Origin of the sequence: Microcoleus sp. A2-C3 (genome assembly GCF_036706065.1) — a bacterium.
Lineage (GTDB): Bacteria > Cyanobacteriota > Cyanobacteriia > Cyanobacteriales > Microcoleaceae > Microcoleus.
In genome coordinates, this window is record NZ_JAUBVX010000092.1 from 1 (window position 1) to 13101 (window position 13101).

Here is a 13101-nt window from a genome sequence, read left to right on the forward strand (position 1 = left end):
ACCCCCCTTAAGAAGGGGGGGACAAGACTCTTCTCAAAGTCCCCCTTCTTAAGGGGGATTTAGGGGGATCTCCGGGGCGGAAAAATTGTTAACTGAACCTATTTTGTTATCATTCTCGTAATCTCGGCTTGATCCCCCCTAACCCCCCTTAAGAAGGGGGGGACAAGAGTGTTCTCAAAGTCCCCCTTCTTAAGGGGGATGCGAGGGGGATCTCCGGGCTATAAAAATTGTTAACTGAACTTGTTTTGTCATAATTATTGTAATCTCGGCCCGGAGATCCCCCCTAACCCCCCTTAAGAAGAGGGGGACAAGAGTTCAACCGCCGAGTCTTCTCAAAAATATTCACTGTCAACTGTCAACTGTCAACTGTCAACTGTCAACTGTTAAAATCGCCCTGCTAAATTAGCAACAATTAATCCTAATTGAACGGGCTTTACAGGCTTAGCAATATGTGTTTGAAAACCCGCTTCGATCGCCCTTTCGCGTTCTTTATCGCCAGCATACGCAGTCAGCGCCGCCGCTGGGATTTCCCCTCCGGCTGACGCAGCAAGGCTTCGCACTTCTCGAATCAAGAAATACCCATCTTCCTCCGGCATCGCGATATCCGAGATTAGCACGTCATATCTACCCGGATGCTCAGTCAAAGCAGCCATCGCACTTCTAGCAGATCCAACTGTCAAAACCTCCGCCCCGTAGCCTTTCAGCACAAATTCTAAGAGTTCGCGGGTATCAGCCTGATCATCCACAACTAAAACCTGCAAACCATCCAAAGAAGGGACACCATCACTCGATACATTCACAGGCGCAGCCAATACAGTTGGCTCTAAATCGATCGCCCCTGTCAACACTTCAGACAACTCTCGCAACGGCAATCTCAGAGTGATTGTAGTTCCTTGTCCCTCACCCGGACTCTCTGCTTGCACCGTTCCCCCGTGCAATTCTACCAGATGACGCACGATCGACAAACCCAATCCCAGCCCTTGACTAGCCTTAGTGCTGCTAGAATCGCCTTGATGGAAACGATCGAAAATATACGGTAAAAATTCGGCCCGAATGCCTTTTCCCGTATCGCTGACTCGGAGCCCGGCGTGATTGTCGATCGACTCCAACGCAATTTCCACCCGTCCCCCGGCTGGAGTAAACTTAATCGCATTAGATAGCAGATTCCACACAACTTGTTGCAAGCGAGCAGCATCGCCTAAAACAGTCGCAGAACTCAACTGCGAAACAATTTGAATGTTTTTGGCATCCGCTGATAATTGCACCCCGTCAATCGCACCTTGCACCACCAAAACCAGATCGATCTGAGTGGTATCGAGAGCCAGCTTGCCACTCGTAATCCGGGAAATATCCAGCATATCTTCGATTAACTGAGATTGCGCGATCGCGCTCCGCTCGATCACCTCTAGAGCGCGAGTAACGGCTGCTGGATTCAACTTGCCGGATTGCAGCAGTTGTGCCCACGCCAGGATCGGAGTCAGGGGATTGCGGAGCTCGTGGGAGAGATTCGCCAGAAATTCATCTTTAGTACGGTTGGCGGTTTCTGCCTGTTGGCGGGCTAACTGTTCCTGCTCCAATAACTGCGATCGTACTGTCTCAAACTGCTTGCGATCGGTGATATCCTCGATCGACAACAAAATCATTAAAGCTTGGTCTTCTCGTTCAAGTTTACAAGCATTCAGCAGCATAGTTTTCTGCCCGATCTGCTCAAACAGGTGCTCCAACTCAAAGTTTTCAAGCTGAACATCACTAACCAGAATATCTTCCAAAATCCATCGCAATTGGGGGATATTCCACTGCCCGTTCCCTAGCTCAAACAGCGAAGATTTTGATGTATCTGAGAATGAAACCTCAAAGGTTTCATAGAACGATCGATTTGCTTTATTCACTCGGAAATCAGCATCTAGCGCGACTAAAGGCGTTTGCACAGTTTCCACGATGGTTTCAGCGTAGTTGCGGGCATCCTCTAAGGTTCTGGCACTGCGTTTAAGAGCATCAATATCAATCAAAACCATTACCACACCGTCAATTTGGTTTTCCGTTGTGCGATAAGGACGAATGCGGAGGTTGTACCAATATCCCGCTTGAGTTTGAACTTCTTGTTCTTTCGTCTGGAGAGTATCAATCACCTCCAAAATCATCTGTTCCAACTCAGGAACGTCAAGAGTCGATCGGATATCGCTAAAAGGTCGTCCAATATCTGTGGCAATCAGATTAAAAAGTCCCTGCGCCGTTGGCGTAAAGCGTCGAATATGTAAATCGTTTGCCAGCATTAAGACTGGAATATTGATACTAGCCAGCAAATTTGTCAGATCGTTATTGAGCTGGCTTTGTTCAAGATATCGGCTCCGAAGTTCCTCGTTAGTGGTGGTGAGTTCTTCGTTAGTAGCTTGAATCTCTTCTTTGGCAGTTTCTAGCTCCTCGTTGGTGCTTTGCAACTCCTCATTGCTCGATAGGATTTCTTCGTTGGCAATTTTGAGGTCTTGGTTGAGATTTTCCTGCTCCTCGATCAGCGATTGCAGGTGCGCTTGAGCAGCATTTTTTTCTTGGTTGGCCGTGGCAAGTGCCTGCCTCAGCCGCTCATTTTCAGGATCTAAATCACCTTGCTCGCCGTTTTGGGAAGTGAGGGTACAGAAGTTGAGAGCCGTGGGTGCAGCCTCTTCAAATAGCACCACAATGTAGCGTGTTTCGACAGCCTGTGGCTGGAACGGTATCACCTCAATATTGACGATAGTCGATCGCCCGCCCCATTCAACCGATACTTCTTCTTTCCTAACAGTCGCGTTCTGCGTTTGTGCCTGATAAATCGCGGTGCGAAGATCGAGCAGCAAGCCTTTCCTTGCCATTGTCAGCAAGTTTAAGTCCGGCGTTCCGGCTGCCACTTTAAAGTAAGGATCGATGTCTCCCCGCACTTGCAGGATTTTCATCTGCTCGTTGACAACCACACTGGCTGGGGCATAGCGATTCAAAATCAGTTGTTCAGTTTCTCGCTGCAAGTCAAAGCCATTCATCAAATTTCCATTCACTCCCTGCCGTTCACCTACTTTAGCGACTGGATAGGAACTCGGCGTAAACGAAAAAGTGGGACGAGTCGCAGTCAACTTTTTAGCATAAATTTTAGACTTTTTATCCACTGAACTAAACAAGTATGAATATTTGCCGGTACTCTCAGAAGTGCCTAACAGCAGAAACCCTGTTGGGTTAAGACTGTAATGAAAAATCGGCATCACTTTTTTTTGCAATGATTCTCCCAAGTAGATCAGCACATTGCGACAGCTAACTAAATCGAGATTGGAAAAAGGCGGGTCGCTGCCTAAGTCTTGTCGGGCAAATACACACATTTCGCGGATAACTTTGCAGATTCTATAGCTACCTCCTACTTCGGCGCGAATAAAGAAGCGTTGACGGCGCTCTGGTGAAATGTCTACCATCTGGTTTTCTGAGTAGGAGCCAGACCTCGCTTTGCCGATCGCGGTCTCGCTAATATCTGTGGCAAAAATCTGGATCGGTGGCGGAATAACTCGATCGCCCAAAAACTCTAACAAACAAATGGCGATCGAATAAACTTCTTCACCTGTGGAACATCCCGCCACCCAAATCCGAATCGGAGCTTCTGCCGATTTATTTTGGGTAATCGTGGGGAAAACCAGCTTTTTCAAATTGTCAAATACTTCGGGATCGCGGAAGAAACTGGTAACGTGGATCAAGATTTCTTCATACAAAGCTTTGATTTCATCCGAATGGTGTCGCAGGTGTTCGGCGTAATCATCCAATGTCTCCAGCTTGTACAATACCATCCGCCGCTGGATGCGTCGAGCGATCGTGGTGCGTTTGTAGTGGCTAAAATCAACGCCTGTGGTCGATTTTAGCAGTGCAAAAATAGTTGCCAGGGCATCTCCCTGTTCGGGCGATTCCTCAATTATTGTCAGGGGAAGCGGGGAAGTGAGAAGGGGATTGCGACTGTAGTTTGCCAGTTCCTCGGCAATTTTTTCCGGTGGCAGAACAAAATCGACATTTCCTGTAGCCACAGCGGTGTTAGGCATACTATCGAATTTTGCCGTGTCTTGACATTGAGCAAAAGTCATGCCTCCGGCTGCTTTGATTGCCTTGAGTCCCAGTGAACCGTCGCCGTCTCCCCCGGATAATACTACGGCGATGGCTTTGTGTCCGCGATCGATCGCCAATGATGTAAAAAACGCATCTCCCGGCATATATTTGCCATAAATCTTCTCGCGGGGTGATAGTTGCAGCACGCCTTTAGATAGCACCATTTTGGTGTTTGGCGGAATGATGTAGACTTGATTCGGCTCTACAGCTACGCCGTCTTTTACCTCACTAACAGGCATTTGCGTTTCTCTGGCGAGAATCTCGGTCAGCAAACTCTTGTGATCGGGCGCTAAATGCTGAATCAGCACAAACGCCATACCCGTATCTACTGGTAAATGGCTGAGTAGCCCCGTAAATGCTTCCAACCCTCCTGCTGAGGCGGCAATCCCCACAATCGGAAACGCGGCATCGGTTGTGGCTAATTGTTCGCTGTCGAGGGCGGCTGGGGCGATCGATTCGGGTGTATTTTCTGGAGAGGATTGATGAGGAGTCATGATTTTAAATCCTGTACCGCAGCTATTTCGCAGCAAATATATCTGTTGAGCGCGCGGCTGAGTAATTCGGACTATTCTGATTAGAACTTAAGTTAGTACAATTACGCAAGTAGCTTAAGGATGAGGTGTAGCTTGGGAGCGATCGAATTAAGGCGATCGAAGAACTGTATCTGCTGTTGCGTAAATTACCAGGAGAAGCGGGAAATAACCAGTATATCTGCTTACCTTATTAGCTTTTTTTAGCAAGCAGTTCAGCAGACAGGGCGATTACTGATTCAGTATTAATTTTAGCAGTAAAAGCGACTTGTGCGCCTTGTATCCCTTTTAAATCTTCAACTCGTCTTTGAATTTCGGAAACTCCAGCAGCTTTTAATGCTGTTAAAAATCCCTGGTCATGATAAACATCTTCGGAAAACGAAACTTCGTCACTTTTAGAAAGATTTTGAATGCGGGCCGCTTTGTTGACTGTCGATCCAAAATAGTCGATCGAATTATTAAGATTTACGAGCAAAGCCGTCCCTCGGTGAATGCCAATTCTGACTTGAATCCACTCTTCTTGTTGGCGAGTTGAGTTGTACTCTCTGAAACTAGCCACAGCAGCAGCCGCTGCCATAATTGCTTGTTCGTTGCTGATAAAGGAAGCCATAACGGCATCGCCGATAGTTTTAATGACTTTACCGCCAAATTTCTCGATCGACTCAAAGAAAATTTCAAAATGGTCGCGCACAATATTGTAAGCTTTAGTATCTCCCAGCGTTTCGTACATTCTGGTAGAACCGGTAATATCGGTAAACATAATAGTAATCGCCCGAATCTTGACTCGCTCTCTTTCCGATATTACTCGATCGCCAAACAAACGCTTGTAATCCGGGTGATGAAGCAGTTGCATTCCTGACAGCCGCAGGGGCAGTTGTTCTAATGTCAATTCATCGGGCAATACATCGGAATGCAAAATCAGCCCAGACAAATTGTGTTCGGTATTAGTTAGTTCTATTTTCACTTTTCCCGGACGCACTTTCAGCTCTTTTTTGTCAAAATCTTTGCCCGCTAACTGCTTGAGTTGAATTTCTTGGATGTCTGCGGTTTCTTCGCCTTCAACCTGTAAAATCCCTTTAGCTAAAGTGAGGGGACAGCAGTAGCGATATCGACCGTTTTCTAAGGTGACAGTCTCGGATTCGGTGCAGTAGAGAGGCGTTACCAGTTGCAGTTTGTTCTGGAGTACCGGAGGCGGAGAGCACACGGGCCGCAGTTGCGGGTCTTCGATTTCTTTGTTGAGGGAAAAAGTAACTTCGACGCGATCGAGCAAATCAATTTTAAACTCGCGATCGCACATCGGGCAAAAAGACATTTCCGATGTGTCTGCCAAATCCTTAAATTCCTCTGCTATCATGTTGCAGTGGGGACAGTGGATGTCCCAGTGCAAGTCGAAAGCACCGGCGTTTACTCCGTGCAGAAATTCCGAAGTAATTCTTTTAACATTCTTGACTGTATCGCCTGCTACGTAGTAAGGGTTAATCCGCAATCTCTGCAAAATGTGGGAACCGATTAACCAGTTTTCGATTTGGTCGATCGTTCCTTTGCTCGAATTGGGACGTTTTTTAAGCTGTTTAAGTTTTTCTTTTAATAGTTCGATATTCATTATCAGCTTGCCTTTGAGCGTCAGGGCAAGAAATTTCTAAGCATTTTGTTGTATGATTTGCTCGTCTGGTCTGTTCTTGCCTGAGAATTCTGATGAGTTTGCACCTGTGCGGATGTCCCTGATGTGTTTATAAATCTTAACAAATTATGAGGCTAAAGGCGATGTTTATTTAGGCAGAGCGATGATGCTGCCTTTTTTTATCCAAAGAGCGATCGTTGCATCTATCTACAGGAAGATGTTAAATAATTGGTAGTTGGTAATTGGGAATTGGTAATTAGTAATTGGGAATTGGGAATTGTCAACCACTAAGCAGCGACTAATTAGTAATTAGTAATGACTGCTGTTCGCGAGCGGGGACAGCACTTCTGACTAATGACTAAGGCTTAATGATATCCTGTCCGGTCAATTACCCCGACTACAAACCAATCTTAGTATGGTCATTCGAGCGGACATGATATGACTACTTACTAATGACTAATTACTAATTACTAACTGCAAAAAAAAAGAGGGAATTTTCCCTCTTTTAATCACAGTGACGGCGATGTTATTCGACCGTTGTAGAAGGAACTTCTTCCTCTACTACTTCCGGTGCGGCTTCTGCTGCGGCTTCTGCTGCGACTTCCGGTGCGGCTTCTGCTGCGACTTCCGGTGCGGCTTCTGCTGCTACTTCGGGTGCGGCTTCGGCTGCTACCTCTGGTGCGGCTTCTGCTGCTACTTCGGGTGCGGCTTCTGCTGCTACTTCGGGCTCATCCTCTTCCATTGCTGAGGGCACATCTTCGAGCATTTCGTCGGAGATATCATCATCAGCATCAGTTGAGTCTACAGGAACATCTATGCCTGCTTTAGCTTGCTTTTGAGCGAGCATTTTCTCCCGGAACTTAGCTGCCATTTCTTCAGCTTTTTCATAAACCAATTCGCGATTTTTGACCATCGCGCCCGGTTCCGGTTCCAACTGCTTGGTGGAGAGAGAAATCCGGCCTCTCTCAGCATCCAAGTCAATGATCATCACTTTCACTTCGTCGTTGACATTAAACACGCTATGAGGCGTATCGATGTGGTCGTGCGAAATTTCTGAGATGTGCAGCAAGCCGCTGACACCACCGATGTCGATAAACGCACCGTAAGGCTTGATACCGCGTACTGTACCGATGACCACTTCCCCGACTTCGAGGCGGTTCATCTTGCGTTCGACTAAGGCGCGACGATGACTCAACACTAGGCGGTTGCGGTCTTCGTCTACCTCTAAGAATTTTAATGGCAATTCTTCGGCGACTAATTCTTCCTTCGGTTTGCGGGTACTGATGTGAGAACCGGGAATAAAGCCTCGCAAGCCTTCAATTCTGACAAGTGCGCCGCCACGGTTGGTGGCAAATACTTGCGATCGCACAGTAGCATCTTCTGCTTGCAGTTGTCGCACTCTTTCCCAAGCCCGCATATACTCGATGCGCCGGATGGACAGGGTTAATTGTCCGTCTTCGTTTTCATCGGTGAGGATGAAAAATTCTCTGGTTTCGTTTGATTGCAATACCTCTTCAGGGCTTTCGACTCGATTGATCGACATTTCCTGAATGGGAATGTACGCTGCTGTTTTAGCACCGATATCAATCAGAGCGCCCCTGGGTTCTATACTAAAAACTGTACCGGCTACTACGTCGCCCGGGCTAAAGTGATAGTCATATTTATCGAGTAGGGCTGCAAAATCTTCGTGAGTAAAGCCGATGTCTTTGACTGTGGTTTTGAGATTGACCATGCGAATAGTTTCCTAGGATTTCTCTCCTTCATGTTTTTCATTGGTGCCGGCAGATATTAGAGATTTTGGTGAAAAAGCGGTTAACTTCTTGCAAAATCTTTTACTAAAGTCAGTTTTTGCTAACTTTCCCCCGGTGCAACTGCACATCCGGGCTTGCCATTACTGTTACTCCAAGCTCTGTGTTAAAACTTTTCATCTTACACATTGCAGAGTCAAGTAGACTATTGTGACACTCTCAGGTATAAATAAACTGAGATTCTTTATGCAGCGAGCTGACTTGCTGGTGACAGGATTACTCTTGTCTAAGTAGAGGTCGCTTTTTAGAGAAGCATAAATTCCGGTATGCCCTACCGTATTTAATTAGTCACCGACCTGTATTTCAATACGGTTGAGCTAACGCTGTTTATTGCCCGGAGATCCCCCTAAATTCCCCTTAAGAAGGGGGACGAAAGAGAATACTCTTGTCCCCCCCTTTTTAAGGGGGGCTAGGGGGGATCTGGCTTAACTAAACCGTATTGACCTTTAGTTAGGTTTTGTTCAAATTTAGCTTTCCTAAACTGCAACACCTATCGGTGTGACTACGCACTCAACTAATTTAGTTGAGTTTTTACGTTGTCTAGTGATACTCAATTTTAGACCGATGATGATCATATCATACCCAGCACTGTTACTGAGAAAAAAGAACACTCGCTCGACTGAGAGTCCCTTGAGTCGATCGAACTCCGGGCCTTCCTCGCAAGACGGTTTTCCATCTCCCAGAATATTTTTCTAAATTAATTTGAGCGAACTTAGCTGGGAGTGGCGCAGGATGCGGGGCTTTGTCGGTCGCACGCATCGGCATCTGACAAATCTGGGTCAAAATCTGACGGAGTTTCTTGATTATGGGCTTCGTTGAGGGGATTTTGAAGGTGATTTAGAGTATCTACAAAATCTCGGATGCCTCGAAATTGCCGATATACGGAGGCAAAACGGACATAAGCGACTTCGCTGAGCGGGCGTAGGTGCGACAACACCAGTTCCCCAATTTCTGAGCTGGCGAGTTCTCGGAGCGATCGACCTTGGAGTTGCGCTTCGATTTCTTCGGCCAGGCTTTCTAGTTGGCCGGAAGACAAACCTGTTTTTTCGCAGGCCCGAACCAGTCCTCTGACTAATTTTGAGCGATCGAAAGATTCGCGTTTGCCGTCCCGCTTAATCACCGTAATCGGCACAAATTCTATGCGTTCGTAAGTTGTGAAGCGGTGCTGACAGCTCAAACATTCGCGCCGCCGACGGATGCTTTGACCTGATTCGGCTGAACGCGATTCGAGAACGCGACTATTTGTATGTTGGCAGGAGGAACAGCGCATGATTGCTGATTTTAACAGGCGTTGCCAGCAAATTGCCATTCATCTAACCGCGTGGGGTCTAATGAATGGCTGGACTAGAAAAATGACTCGGCACATGGCGCTGAGCAGAGGTGTCAACTTCACGTCAAACGCAGTTCTAGACTGCTGTTTGACGACTAGGCTATATCCCCCCTAGCCCCCCTTAAGAAGGGGGGGACAAGAGCGTCTTGCGTCTCCCCACTATCCGGGGGGGACAAGAGCGCCAAAGTCCCCCGACTATCAGGGGGGACAGAGTATTCTCTCAAAGTCCCCCTTGCTTTTGGGGGATTTAGGGGGATCGGGCCTCAGCTATCAACGAGAGATACAAAAGTTTTTAGACGATTGTTAACCTGACGGAACGCAGCAGGCGCATAGCTAATTATTTGCCAATCCGAGGTGGTTCCCGAAAGGCGATCGCAAAAAATATCACGCCCAAGGCTAAAGCCAGCATCAAAATGTAAGCAACACTTTCCATGTTAAATTTTCCCTATCTTCCCTTGCTATATTATTTTATCTTAATTATTGCTGCTTTTCTTATTAACTAAAAAAACCCGGTTTCTTGAAGAAACCGGGTTTTTGTGCACCGGGGAAGTTTCCCGGTGCTCTGTTTGGCGGCAGAAAACTAGATAGATTCTTCTCTTCTTGTGCTCTTGTCGCCCAGTTTTTGGAACAAGCCCCACTCGACTTGCTCTTCCAAGTCAGCCTCAACTCCAGCAAACACGTCGCGGAAAATAGTCCGAGAACCGTGCCAGATATGGCCGAAGAAGAACAGCAAAGCAAAGCAAACGTGTCCGAAAGTGAACCAACCGCGAGTTGAAGTGCGGAAAACACCGTCAGAATTCAAGGTTTCGCGATCGAATTCAAACAGTTCACCCTTTTGGGCGGCGAGAGCAAACCTCTTAACATCTAAAGGATTATTAAAGGTTTGACCATCAAATTCGCCACCGTAAAAGCTGACAGTAACTCCCGTTTGTTCAAAGCTGTATTTTGATTCAGCACGACGGAAGGGGATGTCAGCGCGAACGACTCCATCTTTGTCCGTCAAAATTACTGGGAAAGTTTCAAAGAAGTTGGGGAGTCGTCGTACCGACAAAACCCGACCTTCGTTGTCAGTAAATACTGCGTGCCCCAGCCAAGTTTTAGCAATACCGTCGCCGTTGACCATCGCGCCAGCACGGAACAAACCACCTTTAGCAGGAGAGTTGCCCACGTAGTCGTAGAAAGCCAATTTTTCGGGAATTTGCTCGTAAGCTTGTTGGAAGCTTTGGCCGGAGGCTAAGCTAGCTTGAGCTCTGCGATCGATCTCTTGTTGGAAATAGTTGCCGTCCCACTGATAGCGGGTCGGGCCGAAAAGCTCGATCGGAGTAGCAGCAGAACCGTACCACATCGTACCCGCAACCACAAAGGCCGCGAAGAACACAGCAGCGATACTGCTAGAAAGTACAGTTTCGATATTCCCCATCCGCAGGGCTTTGTAAAGACGTTCCGGCGGCCGCACGCTCAAGTGGAACAAACCGGCAATTACGCCGACTACGCCCGCTGCAATGTGGTGAGCCACGATGCCGCCCGGATTGAACGGATCGAAGCCTTCAGGGCCCCAAGAAGGCGCCACTGCCTGGACGTGACCGGTCAGGCCGTAGGGGTCGGACACCCACATTCCGGGGCCGAAAAGTCCCGAAAGGTGAAATGCGCCGAAGCCGAAGCAGAGCAAGCCGGAAAGGAACAGGTGAATGCCAAACATTTTTGGCAAGTCGAGGGCTGGTTCGCCGGTGCGGGAGTCTCTGAAGAGTTCCAAGTCCCAGAATACCCAGTGCCAGACTGCTGCTAAGAACAGTAAACCAGAGAGGATGATGTGAGCGATCGCAACGCCTTCAAAAGACCAGTAGCCAGGATCGACGTTACCTTCGCCCGTGACGCTCCAACCGTTCCAAGAACCGGTGACTCCCAAGCGAGTCATGAAGGGCAGCACGAACATCCCTTGACGCCACATCGGGTTCAGAACGTGGTCTGAGGGATCGAAAATTGCTAGTTCGTAAAGGGCCATCGAGCCGGCCCAACCTGCCACGAGGGCAGTGTGCATTAAGTGTACAGAAATCAATCGGCCTGGGTCATTTAAGACGACTGTGTGTACGCGATACCAGGGTAGTCCCATTGACTGCGGTTCTCCAAGGTGTAAGTGATGATGTCATTTTGACGGAAAATTCAGATTTTCCATCCCGAGCGGTGATGTCCGGGGTTTAAATTCTGTCTTTTGCCGAATCCTTTCTACCTTCACAGGAGGAGGTATAAAAATGAAAGTTATTTAAAGAAGTGTATCGAGTGTTAGAACCGATTGCAATATGTTCAACATTACATTAATTGTGGACTATCGATTTGGCAGCGGGCGGCGATCGTCCCGAGGCGTTCGAGAACTTGCTCGGCATCGATGAGTCTGGTAAGGGTAACGTTGCCAATATTTTTTCCCGGATCTGCCGGATCTAGAGGGGTTCCGGGTTGGACTTCTACCATGAGTACAGCGTCTTCTACGCGGTAGAGCCACATTTTTTCATTTCGATCCGAAAGGCAGAGGTTGAGCTGTTGGATATCCGGCTGTCGTCTCCAGCCGGCGACTGTCCACTCGCCGCCAACCCCCCAGACGCGCCCGACTTTCCAGCCGTCGGATAAGAAGAAATATTTCATTTGCTGTGTACGCTTATTGAGATTTTTTTGTCTAACATAGCGCAAAACTGCAACAGTACGGAATTATTGAACTGCGAAGACGCCAAGGGTGCATATAAATATTATTATTCGATCGACTATTACCTATAATATGCTATGTAAGGCATAATTGATCCAAATGACATGGAACATTGAGTTTTACTTGGATTTTTACTCTGAGTTTACCGAATTCCCCACTGATGTCAGATTAGAGCTTTTAGCAAAACTCACACTGTTACAAGAATTTGGTCCAAACCTCAAGCGTCCTCACGTCGATACTCTCAATGATTCTACCTACACCAATAGGTCGGAACTTAGGTTTCAGGCGGCTGATGGAGTTTGGCGAGTCGCTTTTGCATTTGACCCCCGCCGAACTGCGATTCTATTGGTAGCTGGAGACAAATCTGGTAGTAGTGAGAAGCGATTTTACAAGCAACTAATTAAGATAGCAGATAGTAGATTTACCGGCCATTTGAATAAGTTAATGGAGCCAGAAACAAATGACAATTAGCCTGAAGACTATTATGGAAAACTTGCCTCCCGAACAACGAGCAATAGTCGAAAAGCGATCGGTTGAATTAATGGCTGAAGAAATGACCTTGCAAGACTTACGAAAAACAAGGAAATTTACTCAAATTCGCATGGCAGAATTATTAAATGTGCGTCAAGAAAATGTCTCGCGACTCGAACGCCGTGCGGATTTGTTGGTATCTACTTTGCAAAGTTATATCGCGGCAATGGGTGGGGAGTTGTCATTTGTCGTAGAATTCAAAGATCGACCCCCCGTAAAAATTACTGGATTAACATCGATGTTTGAAGAAAGCAGCTACACTAATGGAGAGGAAGAGTTTTAATTGACGAAACTAAAACCTAATTTTGCCAGATGTCTATTCTTCAATCTAAAGTCTAAAATCTAAAATCTAAAATCTAAAATCGAATGACTGCACAAACCCCAGTACAATTCCAAGACAGTTTCGACATCATCGTAGTAGGTGCTGGACACTCAGGCTGCGAAGCCGCCCTCGCCACATCTCGCCTCGGATGCCGCAC

Annotated in this window: 10 protein-coding genes; 3 read left to right on the plus strand and 7 right to left on the minus strand. The window is 47.2% G+C overall.

What is annotated here, in order from left to right; genetic code table 11:
- Positions 1 to 383 precede the first annotated feature (383 nt).
- The 7 genes from QUB66_RS28700 to QUB66_RS28730 all read right to left on the minus strand — a co-directional run bounded on the left by QUB66_RS28700 (position 384) and on the right by QUB66_RS28730 (position 12033).
- Positions 384 to 4601 carry a chemotaxis protein CheB gene (locus QUB66_RS28700; RefSeq protein ID WP_332970650.1) on the minus strand — a complete coding sequence of 1406 codons (4218 nt, stop codon included), beginning with the start codon at positions 4599 to 4601 and terminating at the stop codon, positions 384 to 386.
- Positions 4602 to 4830: 229 nt separating this feature from the next.
- Entirely contained in the window at positions 4831 to 6240 is a 1410-nt protein-coding gene (locus QUB66_RS28705; RefSeq protein ID WP_265235151.1) for an adenylate/guanylate cyclase domain-containing protein, read from the minus strand.
- Positions 6241 to 6784: 544 nt separating this feature from the next.
- Positions 6785 to 7990 (minus strand): 30S ribosomal protein S1, encoded by a 1206-nt coding sequence (locus QUB66_RS28710; protein WP_332971305.1) that lies wholly within the window; start codon positions 7988 to 7990, stop codon positions 6785 to 6787.
- A 788-nt stretch (positions 7991 to 8778) separates the two neighbouring features.
- Complete coding sequence (gene nrdR, locus QUB66_RS28715) at positions 8779 to 9336, minus strand: transcriptional regulator NrdR (protein WP_265235199.1); 558 nt, start codon at positions 9334 to 9336, stop codon at positions 8779 to 8781.
- 397 nt (positions 9337 to 9733) lie between these two features.
- On the minus strand, positions 9734 to 9829 hold the full coding sequence (locus QUB66_RS28720) for a photosystem II reaction center protein T (protein WP_096830854.1): 96 nt from the start codon (positions 9827 to 9829) through the stop codon (positions 9734 to 9736).
- 147 nt (positions 9830 to 9976) lie between these two features.
- The gene (gene psbB / locus QUB66_RS28725) at positions 9977 to 11506 is read right to left on the minus strand and encodes a photosystem II chlorophyll-binding protein CP47 (RefSeq protein WP_265235147.1); all 1530 of its coding nucleotides are present in this window, start codon (positions 11504 to 11506) and stop codon (positions 9977 to 9979) included.
- Between the two features lie 197 nt (positions 11507 to 11703).
- Positions 11704 to 12033, minus strand: a complete 330-nt coding sequence (locus QUB66_RS28730; protein ID WP_332970651.1) for a hypothetical protein — start codon at positions 12031 to 12033, stop codon at positions 11704 to 11706.
- Between the two features lie 157 nt (positions 12034 to 12190).
- Between QUB66_RS28730 and QUB66_RS28735 the strand changes: the two genes are divergently transcribed.
- The 3 genes from QUB66_RS28735 to QUB66_RS28745 all read left to right on the plus strand — a co-directional run.
- Positions 12191 to 12562 (plus strand): type II toxin-antitoxin system RelE/ParE family toxin, encoded by a 372-nt coding sequence (locus tag QUB66_RS28735; protein WP_332970652.1) that lies wholly within the window; start codon positions 12191 to 12193, stop codon positions 12560 to 12562.
- A 13-nt stretch (positions 12563 to 12575) separates the two neighbouring features.
- On the plus strand, positions 12576 to 12905 hold the full coding sequence (locus QUB66_RS28740) for a helix-turn-helix domain-containing protein (RefSeq protein ID WP_332970653.1): 330 nt from the start codon (positions 12576 to 12578) through the stop codon (positions 12903 to 12905).
- Between the two features lie 83 nt (positions 12906 to 12988).
- Positions 12989 to 13101, plus strand: a 113-nt coding sequence (locus QUB66_RS28745) for an FAD-dependent oxidoreductase (protein ID WP_332970138.1), incomplete at its 3' end; no start/stop codon positions are given.